This is a genomic window from Rhizobium subbaraonis, assembly GCF_900220975.1.
Taxonomy (GTDB): Bacteria; Pseudomonadota; Alphaproteobacteria; order Rhizobiales; family Rhizobiaceae; genus Mycoplana; species Mycoplana subbaraonis.
The window spans coordinates 136986-153729 of record NZ_OBQD01000015.1 but is presented as its reverse complement, the minus strand read 5'-3'; the positions used below and the strand labels follow the sequence as shown (position 1 = coordinate 153729).

Here is a 16744-nt window from a genome sequence, read left to right as displayed (position 1 = left end):
AAGAACCTTAGAGCGAGTTCGTCGGTCGCCAGCAGCGCCGCCGCCCTCGTTGGTGAGGCGGTTTCTACGGCCCAACACAAAACAAGTCAACAGCCCAAATGACAGTTTTTTGAAATTTTTCCCCACACCCAAACCAAAACCCCGGTTTTCCAGCAATCCTGATCCCAAAAATTCTCAAACATCACAAAACAAACCAAAACTAAGCTCCCATGCCTGGCCAAGGCACGCCCGTACCCCCGCCTCAGGACGCAAAAAGGGCGCCGGTGGTCTCCCGCGGCGCCCTTTCTAGGTCTTCACCTATCCACCAGCGGACAGGTCAGGCCTTGATCTTCAACTGGGTCATGATCCTCTCGAGGTAGCCGAGCAGGACCGCCGAGATGACGAAGGCGAGATGCATGAAGGTCAACCACATCAGCTGCATGTCGGTATATTGCTGGGCATTCAGGAACACCTGCAAAAGGTGGATCGACGAGATGGCCACGATCGACGAGGCTACCTTGATCTTCAGGCTGCCGGAATCGAGCTTGCCGAGGAAGGAAACGTCGGCTTCCGCCTCGTCGAAGCGGCTGACGAAATTCTCGTAGCCGGAGATCATCACCATCAGGATGAGGCTTGCCACCAGCGCGGCGTCGATCAGGCCCAGCATGGCAAGGATCATGTCCGCGTCGTCGAACACGAAGGCATTCTTTGCAACCTTGAGGAGCTTGTAGGCGAAGGACACGGCGTAGACTGCAAGCGCCGCCACAAGCCCCAGATAGAGCGCGACGAGAATCCACCGGCTGGAAAGGATGATCCGTTCGACCAGGATTTCGAGGGACTTCATGGGCGGCTCCGTCTGTGGTTTTCGATCTGACGCGAGTGATTAACCAATGGCTTCCAGACGGGCAAGTGCCGCTCGAGCCGTCTTCCGCACGCAACGAACCACAGGTGTTGCCAGCTTCAGCGGGCAACAGCCCCGACGAGCAGATCGACGAACGCGCCACCGGCCACCTCAAGCGGGCCACTGTTGTCGATCGTTATGCAGTCGATCGGCATGTCCGGCATACGCGGCTGGCGCTCGAGGCGTCCGGCGATGGCGTCACCGCTTTCCCGCCCGCGCCGCGCCAGCCGTTCGGCGCGAACCTCGGCATGGGCGGTGATCGTTACCACCGTCAACCTCGAAAACGCCGCGACGAAGGCAGGCAGCGCCTGGCGGCTGCCGTTCACCAGCACCACCCTGCCCTGTTCCACTTCGGCCTGCACCTGCATGGGGACGCCGTAGCACAGCCCGTGCGCCTCCCAGGCGACGCAAAAGGCCCCCTCGTCCTTCATCCGGGCGAAGGTCGCCTCGTCCACGCCGATATGAGCCTCGCCGCCGGCGTCTGCCGGGCGGGTAATCACCCGCCTTGCAAAGACGAAATGATCATCACCGGCGAGATTCCGCGCGGCATGGGCCATGACGCTATCCTTGCCCGCCCCGCTCGGCCCGACGACGACGATCGCCATGCCGCGTCCCGCATCCGTTGCCGGCGCCAATGCCCCCCCAACCGTTCCTGCCACTGCCGTCATGCCACCCGCCCGCCCTGGCGCCAGACGGCACGGACGACCGGAACGCCCTCCGGACGGCGGACGCGGACGAGATCGGCGCGCAGGCCGGGGGCGATGCGCCCGCGGTCGTCAAGGCCGACGGTGCGGGCCGGGGTGGCCGACACCATCGCAATCGCCTTCGGCAGGCTGATCGCCGCGTTCTCGTCTGCGAGAATGAAGGGGGCCTGAATCAGGCTCAGCGGCACGTAGTCGGAGGAGAGCACGTCGAGCACGCCCATGGTGGCGAGATCGCGGGCGGCGATGTTGCCGGAGTGCGACTTGCCGCGGACGATGTTCGGCGCGCCCATCAGCACGCTCATGCCCGCACCGTGCGAGGCCTTCGCCGCCTCGACACTGGTCGGAAACTCCGCAAGGCGGATGCCGTAGCCAATCGCCTCTTCCACATGCTCGAGGGTGGCGTCATCATGACTGGCCACCGCGATGCCGCGCGCAGCGCAGTGGGCGGCGATCGCATCGCGATGCGGTTTGGCGTAGCGGGCGGACAGCTCCTGCTGGCGCCGGCAGAACTCCGCGAAGGCCTCGTCGGACAGGCCGCGCTTGGTCTTGTAGTAGAGCGTATACTGCTCCATCGTCTGGAACTGGCGCTGGCCGGGCGCATGATCCATCAGCGAGACGAGACGGACCTGCGGGTCGTTTTCAAACTCTCCGAAGTGATCGAGCACGTTGTCGGTGGAGACCTCGCAGCGCAGATGGATCAGATGGTCGGCGCGCAGGCGATCGTCGCGGCCGGCCTGCGCAAGCGCGTCGGCCATGGCGCGCATCTCGCCCTTCGCGAAGCCGCCGTCCTCGTCCGACCCCATGCGCAGGCAGTCGAAGACGGTGGTGATGCCGGAGGAGGCAACCTGGGCGTCGTGAGCCTGGATCGCAGCGGTCGTGTTCCAGCGCACGCCGGGGCGCGGCGAATAGTGGGCCTCGAGGTGGTCGGTGTGCAACTCGACTAGCCCGGGCAGCAGGTAGTCGCCGCCCATATCCTCGCCGGCGACCGTCGGCGTGTCGGAAATCTCGGCGATCAGGCCGTCGCGGATCAGTACGGCTCCGTGGACGATCTCGTCCTCGAGCACGATTTTCGCATTGGTCAGGGTCAGTTCGGTCGACATATCAGGCGATCTTTCTGTTGGCGGTTCCGCCCGTCAGCGGGAACAGCGAATGCACGATGAAATCTGCGCCGCGGGACGGCTCGCGGAAGAGGGCTATACCCGAAATTGCAAGCGGGCGCGCATGGTACTCAGAGAAATGCCGCAGCAGCGCCTCCTCCATCGCCGGGGCATCGGAAGCGGCGACCCGGCCGGTCAGCGTCATGTGGAAACGGAACGTGTCGAACACGTAGGGGTAGCCCCATTGCACCAGATTCTGGCGTTCCTCGCTGGAAAGCTCGTCCGGCTTGCGTCGCGCAATGTCCGCCGATGACAGCGGCCCGCGAAAATCCTCGAACCGGCGGACCACTTCGCCGGCGAAGGCCTGCAGCGGTTCGCATTCATCTGCGGGAACCAGGGCGAAGAAGGAACCCAGGCGGCCGACGACCACCTCTGGAATCTCGAAGCTCTCCATGGCGGCGGCGAAACGGGCGACCTCGGCGACGAGGTCGGCTTCGTTTCGGCCCTCGGCAAGCTCGAACGGCGCCTTCAGGGTCGCGTGGAAACCGTAGCGGCGCGGATCTGCCGTCAAGGACGCCAGCGCCGGCGGCTCGAACCCCGCAACTGCCGGCTGAACCAGCGATGCACCGTTGAAGGCGTTGCGGCCGAGCCACCGCGCTGCGGCAAGCGTGAGGCCATCGCTGGCGGCCGGGGTGAAATAGAGGGCATATCGCACAATCAAACTTCCTGTTCAGTTCCGAGGCGCCCAAGGCGCGACCGCGACCGTAGAAGGGATTCGTGTGGCAGCATCATGCCATTGCCAGCTGCGAAATCCATTACACCGTATGGTGGCCACTCAATGGTGGGCTCGTCCGATCAATCGCGACCGCAGCGCATTCGAGATGCCGTCGAAGACGAATACGACGATCAGGATCAGCACCACCATATAGGCAACGTTCTCCCAATCCGAATTGGTCCGCATCGCTTCCCACAGTTTCAGGCCGATGCCGCCGGCGCCGACCGCACCGATGATCGTGGCCGAACGCGTATTGGATTCCCAGAAATACAGCGCCTGCGAAACAAAGACGGGCAGGACCTGCGGCAGCACGCCGAAACGCTTGACGGCGACGGACGGCGCGCCGACGGACTTGACCCCCTCGCGCTGCTTGTCGTCGATGTTCTCCAGGGCCTCGGAATAGAGCTTTCCAAGCGTGCCGGTGTCGGTCAGGAAGATAGCCGACATGCCCGCAAGCGGCCCCGGCCCGAAGGCACGGGTGAAGAACAGCGCCCAGATCAGCATGTCGACGGAGCGCAGGAAGTCGAAGAAGCGCTTCGTCAGCTGGTTGGAAATCCAGCTCCGGGTGATGTTGCGGGCAGCGACGAAGGCCAGCGGGAAAGCAAGCAGCGTTGCCAGCACCGTTCCGACGAACGCCATCACGATCGTCTGCAGAAGCTTGGTCCAGACGTCGAGATGCTGCCATTCGGAATTGTAGAGGATGTTGTTCCAGGCCAGCGAGATGTTGGAGCGGGCGGGATCGATGCGGTCGCCCCAGGCGATCAGCGAGAACACCTCGGAGGCCGACTTGTCGAAGAAGGGCGAGCGCGTGTCGAACACAAAATTTGCCCAGCCGAGGAAGCGCTTGCGGATGCTCACCTCGTCCCCCTCGATCTCCGCCCAGCCGGCGATGCCAAAGGAGAGGACGACCTTCTCGCCGGGCCGCTTCTGCGTCGCCCATTGCGGCAGGGGCTGCGTCTCGGGCGTCACGGTGCGGCCGTCGATGGCAACACGGAGGCGTTCGCCGCCGTGCTGCACGGTCACCTCGCCAGGCAGCACCTCTATCCGGGTGGAGCGGCCCATGACGACCTCGGCACGGGTGACGACTTCTTCGGTACGCGTCTCCGTCGCCGGCGGAGCCGTCGTGACCGCCTCTGCGGCAGCGCTGCCGAGTGCTGCACCCGGTGCCATGAAGCTGGTCGTCGGCTTGGGCGAAGTGGTGCGCGCCGCCGCCGGCACCTCGATGGTACGGGTCACCGTCTGCCGCTCGGCAATCAGCCAGTCGGGGTTCGGATTGTCGCCCAGCGGCGAAAACCTCGGATAGACGATCTTCATCGTACCGTGATCGTCCATACGGATCTCGGGGCGCACCTCATAGGAGACCCAGTCGGCCAGGTAGGTGCCTGCCAGCGACCAGTTGGCATTTCCGAGCACCGCACCGATGGCAAAGAACCACCAGCAGTACACTCCGTAAAGCACCGCTGCGAGCACGATCAGCGGCATGCGGAACCGCGCCCAGAAGGTGGTCCGGAAGATTTCCGGATGCCGGGCCGCGATGTCTTCCATTTCCGACACGTGAAGCTTGGTCATGGTCTCTTTCCTCACTGTGCGAGTTGGAAGGCCTGGTCACCGACGAGGCGCCGCCTTGCCCAGGCGGATAGCTGGTCGACGGCGACGATGGTGCAGAAAAGCAGGAGCACGATCGCCAAGGTCTTGGCCTGGTGGTTCTGCCCGATCGAAAGGCGCAGCAGCTCGCCGATACCGCCGCCGCCGACGGCGCCGATGATGGTGGAGGCACGCACGTTGATCTCGAGTCGCAGCAGGAAATAGCTTATGAAGTTCGGCATGACCTGCGGAACGATGGCGAACCAGACGCGCTCGATCCAATTGGCGCCGGCAGCCCGCAGGCCCTCCTCCGCCTTCATGTCGGCATTCTCCACGACCTCGAAGAAGAGCTTGCCAAGCGCGCCGATCGTGTGGATCGAGACCGCGATCACGGCGGGCAACGGTCCGAGCGAGAGAACGGCCAGGAAGAAGCCGGCAAGCACAACTTCCGGGAAGGCGCGCAAGATTTCCATCATGCGGCGAACGAAACCGCGGACGAACCAGTTGGGCATCAGGTTGCGGGCGGCGAGGAAGCAGAAGACGAAGCCGAAGACCGTACCGACGATCGTGGAAAAGATCGCGATGTTGAGCGTCTCCAGCATCTTGTAGAAGTATTCCGGCACATAGAAGCTGTCGGTTATATAGTGCCGTCCTTCGGGGTAGTTGTATTTGAAGCTACCGTCATAATAGGGCGACGGCAGGTCGAACAGCGCCCGGAAGATCTCCAGGGCATCGCGCGGGATCATGTCACCGACGAAGTCGAAAAGATACGGCAGGCGGTCGAAGAACTTGCCGGCATTGGTCTCGTTGGCAAACCAGAGCGAGCCGCAAAAGGCGACCGCGAAAAGGCCGAGGCCTAGCCAGGTGTACAAACGACGCTTGGCGGCCAGTTCCTGCCAATGGCGCTCGATCAGCGCACCGCTCTCGCTGAAGTCCTTCGGTAGCGTATTCACAGCCATGCCGGAGTCCCGCCTCGCTCACAATTCACGAAAATGGAGACGCCGGCCGGTAACCCGGCCGGCGTCCGGTTTATCCAAAAAGGATCAGCCGCCGATCGTCGCCTTGCGGGCGTCGATGATCGGCTTGTAGAAGTCGACGTTGACCTCGGTGAAGGAGGTGAAGTCGCCACCCATGACGGCGGCGAAGCAGGCCGCATCCTTCTTCGGCAGGTCCAGCATGAACTGCTTGAACTTTGCCTTCATGTCGTCGGCCATCGAGCTGCGCACGACGATCGGGCCGTTCGGGATCAGCGGCGACTTCCAGATCTCGACGAGATCGTTCATGTCGAGGATGCCCTTCTCGACCATCTTGTGCAGGTTGCCGGAGGTGTAACCGTCCTTCCATTCGCCGACGCCCGAGCCGAAGGTCGTGCCGGCATCGAAGGTGCCCTTCATCACTTCGAGGACGAGGTTCTCATGGCCGCCGCCGAAGCCGGTCTCGCCGAAGTATTCCTTCACCGGGGCGCCGATCGCTTCCGGGAGGGTGACGAGCGGGACAAGATAGCCGGACGTGGAGTCCGGATCGGCGAAGCCGAGCTTCTTGCCCTTCAGGTCTTCCAGCTTGGTGATGCCGCTGTCCTTACGGGCAACCATGATCGAGTGGTAGCCGGTCGAGCCGTCGGTCTGGACGGTCGTCAGGATCGGCTCGACGGCATCGGCCTTGGCGAGGTAGATCTTGGCGAAGCCGGAGGCGCCGAGTTCGGCATAGTCCAGCGTGCCGCCGAGCAGGCCCTGGATGACGCCGTCATAGTCGGCGGCCGGGAAGAACGACACCTTCTCGAAGCCGAGTTCGGCCTTCAGGTGGTCGCCGAGGCACTGATAGTTGCGCAGGCGGTCGGCTTCGTTCTCGCCGCCGATGATGCCGACGCGGAATTCCTTCAGGTCTTCTGCCTGGGCGTGGCCGACCAGCGCCAAAAGGGCGACTGCGCCGAAAAGAGCTTTCTTCAGCATGGACTTCTCTCCTGTTTGACCGGCCCCCGCCGGCTCTGAGAATGATGGCGGCCCTTGACGCGGGCCGTTCGATCCCGGCAAGGCTCAGATGCCTGCCAGTGCCAGCGGCGTGACGCTGGCGGATTCTTTCACGTTGTCCTGTACGAGCCCCGCGCCGCCCTTGATGCTCGTCGAGGTCACGGTCTCGTCGATTTCCGCGCCATCGGCGCCGGTGCCGTAGATCGCGCGCACCGCGGCCGCATCGAGATCGCGCGGGGCACCGTCGAAAACGATCCGGCCGGCCGACATCCCGATGATGCGCTCGCAATAGTTGCGGGCGGTGTCGAGCGTATGCAGGTTGGTCATCACGGTGATGCCCTCGCGCTCGTTGATGTCGCGCAGCGCATCCATCACCACCTTGGCGTTGAGCGGATCCAGCGAGGCGATCGGCTCGTCCGCCAGGATCATCTTCGGCTGCTGCATCAGCGCACGTGCAATCGCCACGCGCTGCTGCTGGCCGCCCGACAGCGTGCCCGCCTTCTGCAGCGCGGTCTGCTCGATGCCGAGGCGCTCCAGTGCCGCGATCGCCATGATGCGTTCCTCGCGGGTGAACATGTTGAGGATGCTGAGCGCGGTCGAACGATGATTGAGGCGGCCGAGCATAACGTTGGTCAGCACGTCAAGACGCGGCACCAGGTTGAACTGCTGGAAGATCATGGCGCAGTCACGTTGCCAGTTGCGCAACGCCGCACCACGCAGCGAGGAGACCTCGACGTCGCCGAAATGGATCGAGCCTTCGCTCGGATCGACGAGCCGGTTGATCATCCGCAGCATGGTCGACTTGCCAGCTCCCGAGCGGCCGATGACGCCGACCATCTGGCCCTGGGGAATGTCGACGCTGACGGAGCTGACTGCGGCCTTGCCGCCAAACCGGCGCGTGACGTTCTTTAGGCTAAACATGGCTTCCCCTCTCGAGGCTTGTTCATTGACACTGCTGCGGCTTTAAAGCCGATGGATGAATGCGGAATGTCAGTTTCATGTCTGTTCGGTAACAATCCACAAAGCCCGGATTGCCAGGGCTTTGGGCAAGGTTCAGCCACCGTATTTGACAAGGAAGGCATCGGCGTCGAGTGCTCGGAAATCCTCAAGGGCGACACGCAGGCGGGCGTGGTCCCAGTCCCACCAGGCAAGCCTTTCGAAACGTTCGGCAATATCGCGTCCGAAGCGTTCGCGGATCAGCTTCGCGGGCACGCCGCCGACGATGGTGTAGGGCGCGACGTCCTTCGTCACCACCGCGCCGGAGCCGATGATGGCGCCATTGCCGACGGTGACACCGGGCAGGATGGTGGATCCGTGGCCGATCCAGACGTCGTGGCCGATGACGACGCGGTTGCTCCGCCGCCAGGCAAAGAAACTCTCCTCCCTGTCGGCGTCGGGCCAGTAGTCGGCGGCACGATAGGTGAAGTGGTGCAGCGTCGCCCGCCACATCGGATGGTTGGTGGCATTGATGCGGACCGAGGAGGCGATGTTTGCAAACTTGCCGATCGTGGCGCACCAGACCGAGCCGTCCTCCATGATGTAGGAGTAGTCTCCAAGCTCGGTCTCGGCGATGCGGCAGCGCTCGGAGATCTCCACGAAACGACCGAGCGTGCAGTCGGTGACCGATGCCGTTGTGTGGATGAGCGGAGTGTGTTCCGAAAGCCTGGTCATGCGGCGGCCTTTCGCGGCGAGAATGCCGAGACGTCGATGACGCGATCGGCGACCCGGACGCGCACGTCGTCGTCATGGAAGATGCCGAGCAGGGCCACGCCCGCCCGCTTCTTTTCCGCGATCATGTCGACGACGATCTCGCGGTTCTTCGCATCCAGCGAAGCCGTCGGCTCGTCGAGAAGCAGGATGCGGTGGTCGGTGATGAAGCCCCGGGCGATGTTGACGCGCTGCTGCTCGCCGCCGGAGAAGGTGGCCGGCGGCAGTTGCCAGAGTTCGCGCGGCAGGTTGAGCCGGGCAAGCATGGTTTCCGCCTTTTCGCGAGCGACTGCGGGGATCGCACCGTCCGCCACGAGCGGTTCGGCCACGACGTCGACGGCCGCGACCCGCGGCACGACGCGTAGAAACTGGCTGACATAGCCGAGCGTCACCCGCCGGACGGCGAGCACGCTGCGCGGGTCGGCGGTCGCGAGATCGACGAACTGACCTTCGTGCTCGACGAGAATCTGCCCGGTGTCGACGCCATAGTTGCCGTAGACCATCTTCAAGAGCGAACTCTTGCCGATGCCGGAGGGACCGCCAAGGACGACGCACTCGCCCGCCTTGACGGAAAAATTGACGCTGGAGACGACTGGCAGGCGGATGCCGTCCCTCAGGTGCATGGTGAAGCTCTTTGCGACTTCGGATACGACGAGTGGCGTCGCCATGATCGATTTCCTTCTAAGCTGGGTGTTCGGCAACGGATGCCGGCCCGGTCAGACCTGCAGGATGGAGGAGACGAGAAGCTGGGTGTAGGCCTCGCGCGGATCGTCGAGCACGCGATCGGTCAGACCCTGCTCGATCACCTGGCCGTCCTTCATCACCATCATCCGGTGCGACAGGAGCCTTGCGACCGCGAGGTCGTGGGTGACGATGATCGCCGACAGGCCGAGGTCGTGGACCAGTCCGCGGACGAGATCGAGCAGGCGCGCCTGCACCGAAACATCAAGACCGCCGGTTGGCTCGTCCATGAAGACGAGGCGGGGTGCAGTGACGAGATTGCGGGCGATCTGCAGGCGCTGGCGCATGCCGCCGGAAAAGGCGCGCGGCTGGTCGTCGATGCGGTCAATGCCGATCTCGACGCGGCGCAGCCAGTCGCCTGCGGTCTCGCGAATGTTGCCGTAGTGCCGCCCGCCGACCGCCATCAGCCGCTCGCCGACATTGGCGCCGGCCGAGACCGTCATGCGCAACCCGTCAGCGGGGTTCTGATGGACAAAGCCCCAGTCGGTGCGCATCAAGAAGCGGCGCTCGGCCTCGCCCATGCGGGCGAGATCGCGCATCTGGCCGTCGCGGGTGCGGTATTCGATCGTGCCCGATGTGGGCATCAGCCGGGTGGCGAGGCAGTTCAGAAGTGTCGTCTTGCCGGAACCGGATTCGCCGACGATGGCGAGCACCTCGCCCGGCCAGAGGTCGAAGGAGACGTTGCGGCAGCCGATGCGGGCGCCGTAGAATTTCGAGATGTCGCGGACCTTCAGAAGCGGGGCGTCGGTCATTGCTGGAACTCCGTCGTTTGCGTCTTGCGCCCTGTTCTCCCGATCGGGGAAAAGTGCCGGGCGCCGCGAGGCGATGAGGCTGGGTGGGCGCGGCGACCTTGCCGATCGGTGTCGGGCAGAGGATGGTGTCGGCGCCATACGACGCGGTCGCCACTCATCGCGCCGCCTCCTTGCCATAGGCGAGCATTGTGCCGCAGTGGCCGTGGGCGCGGCGATCCTCGCAATGGTCGGTATCGGAGCAGACGAACATCCGCCCGCCGCGATCATCGAGCACCACTTCGTCGAGATAGACGTTCTCCGCGCCGCAGAGCCCGCAGGGCTTGTCAAAGCTCTGGACCTCGAACGGATGGTCCTCGAAGTCGAGGCTGACGACCTCGGTGTGCGGCGGGACGGCATAGATGCGCTTCTCGCGGCCCGCGCCGAACAACTGGAGCGCCTCCGACATGTGCATCTTCGGGTTGTCGAACTTCGGCGTCGGCGACGGATCCATGACGTAGCGGCCTTCCACCTTCACGGGATAGGCATAGGTCGTCGCGATGTGGCCGTTCCTGGCGATGTCCTCGTAGAGCTTGACGTGCATCAGCCCGTATTCCTCGAGCGCATGCATCTTGCGGGTTTCGGTTTCCCGCGGTTCGAGAAAGCGCAGGGGCTCGGGGATCGGCACCTGATAGACCAGCGTCTGGCCGGTCGTCAGCTTCTCCTCAGGGATGCGGTGACGGGTCTGGATGATCGTCGCCGCGCGCGTCCTCGTCGTCACCGCGACGTTTGCGACCTTCTGGAAGAAGGCGCGGATGGAAACGGCGTTGGTGGTGTCGTCGGCGCCCTGGTCGATGACCTTGAGCACGTCTTCCGGCCCCAGGATCGCCGCCGTTACCTGCACGCCGCCGGTGCCCCAGCCATAGGGCATCGGCATTTCCCGCGAAGCAAAGGGCACCTGGTAACCGGGGATCGCGATCGCCTTCAGGATCGCGCGACGGATCATGCGCTTCGTCTGCTCGTCGAGATAGGCGAAGTTGTAGGTCGCCAGTTCGCTTGCTGCCGTTGTCATTCTGCGGCCTCCGGAATGTCGCTATCGGTTTTGTCACCGCGTCCCGCCTCATATTCCCGGCGCATGCGGCGGACGAGATCGAGTTCGGCCTGGAAGTCCACGTAATGCGGCAGTTTCAGATGCTCCACGAAGCCGGTCGCCTGCACGTTGTCGGAATGCGAGATGACGAATTCCTCGTCCTGCGCCGGCGCCACGACATCTTCGTCGAATTCGCTTGCTCTCAGCGCCCGATCGACGAGCGACATGGCCATCGCCTTTCTCTCGCTCTGCCCGAAGACAAGGCCGTAGCCGCGCGTGAACTGCGGCGGACTTTTCGCCGAACCCTTGAACTGGTTGATCATCTGGCATTCCGTGATGCGGATGCGCCCGAGCGAGACGGCGAAGCCGAGTTCGGGCAGGTCCAGCTCGACGTCCACCTCACCGATGCGTATTTCACCCACGAAGGGGTGGGAACGGGCATAGCCGCGCTGGGTGGAGTAGCCGAGCGAGAGCAGGAAGCCCTCGTCGCCGCGGGCGAGCGCCTGCAGGCGGAGGTCGCGGGCCATCGGAAACTCCAGCGGCTCGCGGGTCAGGTCACCCGGCACGTGGCCTTCCGGCAGCGTGCCGTCGTCCTCCATCAGATCCTCGTCCGCCAGGATGTCGGTGACACGCATGATGGGCTCCTGCCCGCCCTCGCGCTGCAGGGCCTCGTCGACAGGGGCATCGTGCAGCAGCGACGGATCGAGCAGGCGGTGGGTATAGTCGAAGGTCGGGCCGAGCAGCTGGCCGCCCGGCAGGTCCTTGTAGGTGGCGGAAACGCGGCGTTCGACCTGCATGTCGGCGGTCTCGAGCGGCACCGAATAGCCGAAGCGCGGCAGCGTGGTGCGATAGGCGCGCAGAATGAAGATCGCCTCGATCAGGTCGCCGCACGACTGGCGGATGGCAAGCGCTGCGATGGCGCGATCGTAGAGCGAGGCCTCCGCCATCACCCGGTCGACGGCGAGGCCGAGCTGGGCGACGATCTGCTCGATCGTGATCGACGGCAGCGAGCGGTCGCCGCGGCGACGGTCGGCGAGCAGGCGGTGGGCGTTGGCGATGGCGGCCTCGCCACCCTTGACGGCAACATACATGGGCTCAGGCCTCCCTGTTGTTGATGACGGTGGTGCGCGGCAGGCAGAGGATGCGATCGCCGGCCACGAGAATGAGGTCCACTCCGCGCGGGAACATGGCCCGGTTCGCTCCGGCCAATGCCACGAAGGTTTCCGGCAGCCCCTGCGGGGCGACCACCGCCTCGTCGCGGATACCGGGGCCGGTCAGCACCAGCGGCCGACCGCCCTCGAAGCTTTCAATCTCGACCACAAGCGTTGCCGAACGGTCCGGATACTCCTGGGTGCCCTGTGCAAAGAGGCCGAAGCCCGGAACGACGGCGCCCTTTTCTACGAAGGCGAAGCGGGCGTCCTGCTTCTCGACGGTCACCGCGGCACCGGCATGGAATGCCAGCCAACCGGGCAGCTTCGACTTCGAAAGCTGCGGTGTCAGCCAGACCGGGGTATCGTGGTCGCATAATGTGAGCGCGATCGCGCCCGCTGCCGCTCCGAGCGGCTGCGGCGGCCTCGCGGCTGCGGCAATCGTCCCGATCGTGCCCGGCCGGGCCATGCAGTCCATGACCGTGCGGAAGACCGACTGGGCGGCGAACACCGGCTCGGCGAATGCGCCGGAAAAAATCTGGGCGTCGGGCATCAGTCGTCTCCCCTGACCATGGTGAAGAAATCGACGCGTGTGGCAGCCGTCTCCCGGATCCTCTGCGCGTCCTCAGCCTCGATGCGCGCCGACACCTGCGAAAGCAGACGCTCGACTGCCGGGGCATGCTCGGGCAACTGAAGGAGAGCGTCGAAGATCGCGGCAAGCCGCGCCTTCTCGCCGTCGGTGCCGAGCGACTGCCCATGACCGACGGTGCCGCCTTCAAGGCGGACGCTGGCGCGTGTCGCCGTCACTTCACCAAGGTTGAAGGGCGCGCCGCCGCCACCGATGCGACCGCGGACCATGACGAGCCCCGTCTCCGGCCCGCGAACCGGCACGGCCTCGGGCCGCTGCGGCAGGGCATTCCAGACCTGCTCCAGCTCGAGCCGGGTTGCCTTCGCCAGCACGCCCATGGCCTGCCTGCGCCTTTCCGGCCCGGTGCCGGGGAGCGGCTGCTGTCCATCTGATGCCATTGCAAATCTCCAAATGCGCTCTCGAAAATTGTCTATTGATCTAGACAACTAGACATCGTATGGTGTCGTCTTACCGGGTCAAAATGACAGGCATGTGACGAGTCGTGCCACAGGAGCGGAAATGATCGAGCGGCGATCGGGCGTGGCGCTATGGCGGCAGATCGCCGACAGGATACGCCTTGCGATCAATAGCGGCGACTACGACGCAACGGGGATGATGCCGGCGGAGACGGCTCTCGCTGAACGCTTCGGCGTCAATCGCCATACGGTGCGCAGCGCCCTTGCTGCACTTGCCGAAGAAGGCATGGTCCGTGCCGTGCAGGGCGTGGGCACCATGATCGAGCGCCGCGACCGCCTAACGTTTCCGATCTCGCGGCGTACGCGGTTTTCCCAAGGCCTCGGCGATCAGGCCAAGGAGACCGAGGGGCGGCTGGTTCGCCAAGGGGTGGAACCGGCGCCCCCCGCCGTTGCCGCAGCCCTTGGGATTGCGACGGGAACCGAGTGCGTGCGCCTGGAAACCCTGGCCCTTGCCGACGGCAAGCCGATATCGCTCGCCACGAGCCATTTTCCGGCGGCGCGGTTCGAGGGCATCGGCGATCTCTATCGAAAGACCGGATCAATCACCAAATCGCTTTCGGCGCTGGGCGTTGCCGACTATGTGCGCCGCTCGACGGAGATTTCAGCCGTTCATGCCGAGGGCGACGACGTCCGCCTCCTCAAGCTATCGCCCGGCGCGATCCTGCTCGTAACGACGGGCATCAATGCGGATGCGGCAGGCCAGCCGATTCAGTACTCCCGTACGCGCTTTGCGGCTGATCGGGTGAAGTTCTTCGTAGAGACCTGACGCACGAAAAGGGCGGAGCATGCGCCCCGCCCTCTCGTTTTCTACCATCTGACGGTTCAGACGCGGCGCGACCAGCCGAACAGCAGCGAGACGACCAGAAGCACCAGGAAGACGAAGAACAAAATCTGTGCAATGCCTGCCGATGCGCCAGCTATTCCGCCGAAGCCCAGCACGCCTGCGATCAACGCGATGACCAGAAACACAACAGCGTAGTAAAGCATACCAGCAACTCCTCTTTTATCATCGAGAGGAGAACGAGGCGGTCGACAAAAAGTTCCGATACGGAAAATTTCTATCGAGAACGCCCATGTCTATTCACATCACAAAGAAAAACACCGCTGCGCGTGAGCGCAACGGCGTCTTTTGCTTCTGCATGAGGCATGGAGGCCTTAGTGGTGACGGGACCAATCATCGATCTCGCGCTCGGCCTCGTCCTTTGCCATGCCATAGCGCTGCTGAAGCTTGCCGGAGAGTTCGACCCGGCGTCCCTTGATCACGTCGAGGTCGTCATCCGTAAGTTTGCCCCACTTCGCCTGGGCCTTGCCCTTGTACTCGTTCCACTTGCCTTCAATGATGTCCCAATTCATGTGAATCTCCTTTCGGCTTGTGTTGCCGACAGACAAACGCGCCCGGCAAGCGAACGTTCCGCCGTGACGGCGGATAAATTCAACTGTCGGCGATTGTTTCGAAAATTCGCACCACCCCCGGAACAATTGTTCATGCCGCGCATTTCCCCGCCAACGAATTAAGCTGCGTTTTCGCAGGGGAGGTGCTTGATGCTTGGAACGATTCTTCTCATTGTCCTTATTCTGCTTCTGATCGGGGCTTTGCCGAACTGGGGCTACAGCAGCGGATGGGGATACGGTCCCTCCGGTGGTATTGGGCTGATCGTCGTCATTTTGCTGATCCTGATCCTCATGGGGCGCATTTGACCGATTTTCGTTTTTGAAGAGGACTGGACATTATGAGAAATCTTATTGTCGCGGGCGCCATCGCTCTTTCCGCCTTGACTGTCAGTTCGTGCACCCAGACTGAGAAGGGCGCCGCCATCGGCGCCGCGTCGGGTGCGATCATTGGCGGTGCTGCGACCAACAGGGTCGGCGGTGCTGCGGTCGGTGCCGTTGCAGGCGGCGCGATCGGCGCCCTGATCGGCAATGCCAACGAGCCCGGTCGCTGCATCTACCGCGATCGATACGGACGGCGCTATGAAGCTCCGTGCCGCTGAGCAACATCCCGATGAAAGCAGAAACGGGCCGCTGGCCCGTTTCTTTGCGTGTTTCGACGCTCGGCGCGTCGCGTCAGGGCTGCTTGGCCTTCCGCTCGGCCTCGTCCAGCTTGTCCAGCAGATCGAGCAGTTGCTCCGGCAGGGGCTCGGTTTCGATCGAATCGTAATAGGATCTCAGCTTGCGACCGACGATGCCGTTGGAGTCGAGAGCACTCGTCGTACCATCCGGCTTTCGGCCGCGCGTAGCGGGCTTGGTCATCGCTATCTGCTCCTTCGCGCCGGTCCAGCAACTTTGTTTAGCCCCAAAGTCAGCCTAACCATTGGGGTTTGATTACGCACCAAAATCGTTTCCGTGGAATGAATTTACAGGAAACTGACCGATTTCGGTACCAATTCAGGGAGAAGTATATGTCGCTATCCACCCGTATTGCACCCCATCTGCCGTTGTTGCGGCGATTCTCGCGTGCGGTAACCGGCTCGCAGACCTCAGGAGATGCATATGTGGCAGCGATGCTGGAAGCGCTCGTTGAAGACATAACGCTTTATCCCGAGCGTTCGAATGACCGCATCAGCATTTTCAGGCTCTATTGCTCGCTTTTCGACAACGTGCAGGTGAACATTCCGCCGAGCTCGGAATCGCCCTTCGGCTGGGAACGCCAGGCCGCCGCCAACCTTGCCCATGTCACGCCGCTGGCGCGGAAGGCCTTTCTCCTCGTTGCCGTGGAGGGCTTCGAGCTGGCCGAATGCGCCGACATCCTCGGCATTTCCGAGGAAGAGGCGAAGGCGGCCCTGAACCAGGCGTCGCGCGAGATCTCCGAACAGGTCGCAACAGACATCCTCATCATCGAGGACGAACCCCTGATCGCCATGGACATAGAGGACATGGTCACCGCGATCGGTCACCGCGTCACCGGCATCGCGCGCACGCATTCCGAAGCGATCGAACTGTACCGGCGCTCGCCGCCCGGCATGGTTCTGGCCGACATCCAGCTTGCCGACGGCAGCTCGGGCATCGACGCCGTCAACGACATCCTGAAGTCGAGCACCATTCCGGTGATCTTCATCACCGCCTTCCCGGAGCGGCTCCTCACCGGCGAGCGACCCGAGCCGGCGTTCCTCGTGACCAAGCCGTTCAATCCGGACATGGTCAAGGCGCTGATCAGCCAGGCGCTGTTCTTCGACGAGCATTCGCGGCTGGCCAAAAGCGCCTGACGCCATCCTCGAACAG

General features: G+C 63.6%; 22 protein-coding genes. 4 read left to right on the top strand and 18 right to left on the bottom strand.

Features of this window, described 5'->3' with window-relative positions; genetic code table 11:
* Positions 1-316: 316 nt before the first annotated feature.
* The 15 genes from CRO48_RS22100 to phnG form a co-directional block, all read right to left on the bottom strand.
* Positions 317-823: a TIGR00645 family protein gene (locus tag CRO48_RS22100; protein WP_097142030.1), complete on the bottom strand. Its 507-nt coding sequence runs from the start codon at positions 821-823 to the stop codon at positions 317-319.
* A 116-nt stretch (positions 824-939) separates the two neighbouring features.
* Positions 940-1548 carry a phosphonate metabolism protein/1,5-bisphosphokinase (PRPP-forming) PhnN gene (gene phnN / locus CRO48_RS22095; RefSeq protein WP_245423621.1) on the bottom strand — a complete coding sequence of 203 codons (609 nt, stop codon included), beginning with the start codon at positions 1546-1548 and terminating at the stop codon, positions 940-942.
* Positions 1545-2684, bottom strand: coding sequence for an alpha-D-ribose 1-methylphosphonate 5-triphosphate diphosphatase (locus tag CRO48_RS22090; protein ID WP_097142029.1), 1140 nt, complete (start codon positions 2682-2684; stop codon positions 1545-1547). The genes phnN and CRO48_RS22090 overlap by 4 nt, the downstream gene beginning before the upstream one ends.
* Before the next feature lies 1 nt (position 2685).
* Positions 2686-3396 (bottom strand): DUF1045 domain-containing protein, encoded by a 711-nt coding sequence (locus CRO48_RS22085; protein ID WP_097142028.1) that lies wholly within the window; start codon positions 3394-3396, stop codon positions 2686-2688.
* 120 nt (positions 3397-3516) lie between these two features.
* Positions 3517-5025, bottom strand: coding sequence for a phosphonate ABC transporter, permease protein PhnE (gene phnE / locus CRO48_RS22080; protein ID WP_097142027.1), 1509 nt, complete (start codon positions 5023-5025; stop codon positions 3517-3519).
* 11 nt (positions 5026-5036) lie between these two features.
* Positions 5037-5999 (bottom strand): phosphonate ABC transporter, permease protein PhnE, encoded by a 963-nt coding sequence (phnE, locus tag CRO48_RS22075; protein ID WP_097142026.1) that lies wholly within the window; start codon positions 5997-5999, stop codon positions 5037-5039.
* Between the two features lie 84 nt (positions 6000-6083).
* The gene (gene phnD, locus CRO48_RS22070; protein ID WP_097142025.1) at positions 6084-6989 is read right to left on the bottom strand and encodes a phosphonate ABC transporter substrate-binding protein; all 906 of its coding nucleotides are present in this window, start codon (positions 6987-6989) and stop codon (positions 6084-6086) included.
* A gap of 84 nt (positions 6990-7073) precedes the next feature.
* Positions 7074-7928, bottom strand: coding sequence for a phosphonate ABC transporter ATP-binding protein (gene phnC / locus CRO48_RS22065; protein WP_097142024.1), 855 nt, complete (start codon positions 7926-7928; stop codon positions 7074-7076).
* 132 nt (positions 7929-8060) lie between these two features.
* Entirely contained in the window at positions 8061-8678 is a 618-nt protein-coding gene (locus CRO48_RS22060) for a DapH/DapD/GlmU-related protein (RefSeq protein ID WP_097142023.1), read from the bottom strand.
* A complete protein-coding gene (gene phnL, locus CRO48_RS22055) occupies positions 8675-9382 on the bottom strand; it encodes a phosphonate C-P lyase system protein PhnL (RefSeq protein WP_097142022.1) in 708 nt (235 codons plus the stop codon). Before phnL ends, CRO48_RS22060 begins: the two co-directional genes overlap by 4 nt.
* 48 nt (positions 9383-9430) lie before the next feature.
* Positions 9431-10207: a phosphonate C-P lyase system protein PhnK gene (gene phnK, locus CRO48_RS22050; protein WP_097142021.1), complete on the bottom strand. Its 777-nt coding sequence runs from the start codon at positions 10205-10207 to the stop codon at positions 9431-9433.
* Between the two features lie 154 nt (positions 10208-10361).
* Entirely contained in the window at positions 10362-11255 is an 894-nt protein-coding gene (locus CRO48_RS22045; RefSeq protein ID WP_097142020.1) for an alpha-D-ribose 1-methylphosphonate 5-phosphate C-P-lyase PhnJ, read from the bottom strand.
* Positions 11252-12364: a carbon-phosphorus lyase complex subunit PhnI gene (locus tag CRO48_RS22040; protein ID WP_097142019.1), complete on the bottom strand. Its 1113-nt coding sequence runs from the start codon at positions 12362-12364 to the stop codon at positions 11252-11254. The genes CRO48_RS22045 and CRO48_RS22040 overlap by 4 nt, the downstream gene beginning before the upstream one ends.
* Positions 12365-12368: 4 nt before the next feature.
* A complete protein-coding gene (gene phnH, locus CRO48_RS22035) occupies positions 12369-12977 on the bottom strand; it encodes a phosphonate C-P lyase system protein PhnH (RefSeq protein WP_097142018.1) in 609 nt (202 codons plus the stop codon).
* A complete protein-coding gene (gene phnG / locus CRO48_RS22030) occupies positions 12974-13447 on the bottom strand; it encodes a phosphonate C-P lyase system protein PhnG (RefSeq protein ID WP_097142017.1) in 474 nt (157 codons plus the stop codon). The genes phnH and phnG overlap by 4 nt, the downstream gene beginning before the upstream one ends.
* A 121-nt stretch (positions 13448-13568) precedes the next feature.
* On the opposite strand from phnG, the gene phnF reads away from it, so the two are divergent.
* Complete coding sequence (gene phnF / locus CRO48_RS22025) at positions 13569-14291, top strand: phosphonate metabolism transcriptional regulator PhnF (protein ID WP_097142016.1); 723 nt, start codon at positions 13569-13571, stop codon at positions 14289-14291.
* Positions 14292-14347: 56 nt separating this feature from the next.
* Here phnF and CRO48_RS22020 read toward each other — a convergent pair whose 3' ends face one another.
* Positions 14348-14512 (bottom strand): DUF1328 domain-containing protein, encoded by a 165-nt coding sequence (locus tag CRO48_RS22020; RefSeq protein WP_097142015.1) that lies wholly within the window; start codon positions 14510-14512, stop codon positions 14348-14350.
* Between the two features lie 168 nt (positions 14513-14680).
* Complete coding sequence (locus CRO48_RS22015; RefSeq protein WP_097142014.1) at positions 14681-14878, bottom strand: CsbD family protein; 198 nt, start codon at positions 14876-14878, stop codon at positions 14681-14683.
* 189 nt (positions 14879-15067) lie between these two features.
* Here CRO48_RS22015 and CRO48_RS22010 point away from each other — a divergent pair, with 189 nt between their 5' ends.
* The gene (locus CRO48_RS22010) at positions 15068-15223 is read left to right on the top strand and encodes a DUF3309 family protein (protein ID WP_097142013.1); all 156 of its coding nucleotides are present in this window, start codon (positions 15068-15070) and stop codon (positions 15221-15223) included.
* A 32-nt stretch (positions 15224-15255) separates the two neighbouring features.
* Positions 15256-15516, top strand: coding sequence for a glycine zipper domain-containing protein (locus CRO48_RS22005; RefSeq protein ID WP_097142012.1), 261 nt, complete (start codon positions 15256-15258; stop codon positions 15514-15516).
* A gap of 73 nt (positions 15517-15589) precedes the next feature.
* Here the strand turns inward: CRO48_RS22005 and CRO48_RS22000 are convergent, their stop codons facing one another.
* Positions 15590-15775 (bottom strand): NepR family anti-sigma factor, encoded by a 186-nt coding sequence (locus tag CRO48_RS22000; RefSeq protein WP_097142011.1) that lies wholly within the window; start codon positions 15773-15775, stop codon positions 15590-15592.
* 149 nt (positions 15776-15924) lie between these two features.
* On the opposite strand from CRO48_RS22000, the gene CRO48_RS21995 reads away from it, so the two are divergent.
* The gene (locus tag CRO48_RS21995; RefSeq protein ID WP_097142010.1) at positions 15925-16728 is read left to right on the top strand and encodes a response regulator; all 804 of its coding nucleotides are present in this window, start codon (positions 15925-15927) and stop codon (positions 16726-16728) included.
* Positions 16729-16744 lie beyond the last annotated feature (16 nt).

Excerpts from the sequence above, each read along its gene's own strand:
- phnC (WP_097142024.1), bottom strand. The coding sequence starts at position 7,928 with ATGTTTAGCCTAAAGAACGTCACGCGCCGGTTTGGCGGCAAGGCCGCA.
- CRO48_RS22090 (WP_097142029.1), bottom strand. The coding sequence starts at position 2,684 with ATGTCGACCGAACTGACCCTGACCAATGCGAAAATCGTGCTCGAGGAC.
- CRO48_RS22040 (WP_097142019.1), bottom strand. The coding sequence starts at position 12,364 with ATGTATGTTGCCGTCAAGGGTGGCGAGGCCGCCATCGCCAACGCCCAC.
- CRO48_RS22005 (WP_097142012.1), top strand. The coding sequence starts at position 15,256 with ATGAGAAATCTTATTGTCGCGGGCGCCATCGCTCTTTCCGCCTTGACT.
- CRO48_RS22010 (WP_097142013.1), top strand. The coding sequence starts at position 15,068 with ATGCTTGGAACGATTCTTCTCATTGTCCTTATTCTGCTTCTGATCGGG.
- phnE (WP_097142026.1), bottom strand. The coding sequence starts at position 5,999 with ATGGCTGTGAATACGCTACCGAAGGACTTCAGCGAGAGCGGTGCGCTG.
- CRO48_RS22020 (WP_097142015.1), bottom strand. The coding sequence starts at position 14,512 with ATGCTTTACTACGCTGTTGTGTTTCTGGTCATCGCGTTGATCGCAGGC.
- CRO48_RS22015 (WP_097142014.1), bottom strand. The coding sequence starts at position 14,878 with ATGAATTGGGACATCATTGAAGGCAAGTGGAACGAGTACAAGGGCAAG.
- CRO48_RS22060 (WP_097142023.1), bottom strand. The coding sequence starts at position 8,678 with ATGACCAGGCTTTCGGAACACACTCCGCTCATCCACACAACGGCATCG.
- CRO48_RS22045 (WP_097142020.1), bottom strand. The coding sequence starts at position 11,255 with ATGACAACGGCAGCAAGCGAACTGGCGACCTACAACTTCGCCTATCTC.
- phnN (WP_245423621.1), bottom strand. The coding sequence starts at position 1,548 with ATGACGGCAGTGGCAGGAACGGTTGGGGGGGCATTGGCGCCGGCAACG.
- CRO48_RS22000 (WP_097142011.1), bottom strand. The coding sequence starts at position 15,775 with ATGACCAAGCCCGCTACGCGCGGCCGAAAGCCGGATGGTACGACGAGT.
- phnE (WP_097142027.1), bottom strand. The coding sequence starts at position 5,025 with ATGACCAAGCTTCACGTGTCGGAAATGGAAGACATCGCGGCCCGGCAT.
- phnL (WP_097142022.1), bottom strand. The coding sequence starts at position 9,382 with ATGGCGACGCCACTCGTCGTATCCGAAGTCGCAAAGAGCTTCACCATG.
- CRO48_RS22100 (WP_097142030.1), bottom strand. The coding sequence starts at position 823 with ATGAAGTCCCTCGAAATCCTGGTCGAACGGATCATCCTTTCCAGCCGG.
- phnF (WP_097142016.1), top strand. The coding sequence starts at position 13,569 with ATGATCGAGCGGCGATCGGGCGTGGCGCTATGGCGGCAGATCGCCGAC.
- phnD (WP_097142025.1), bottom strand. The coding sequence starts at position 6,989 with ATGCTGAAGAAAGCTCTTTTCGGCGCAGTCGCCCTTTTGGCGCTGGTC.
- CRO48_RS21995 (WP_097142010.1), top strand. The coding sequence starts at position 15,925 with ATGTCGCTATCCACCCGTATTGCACCCCATCTGCCGTTGTTGCGGCGA.
- phnK (WP_097142021.1), bottom strand. The coding sequence starts at position 10,207 with ATGACCGACGCCCCGCTTCTGAAGGTCCGCGACATCTCGAAATTCTAC.
- phnG (WP_097142017.1), bottom strand. The coding sequence starts at position 13,447 with ATGGCATCAGATGGACAGCAGCCGCTCCCCGGCACCGGGCCGGAAAGG.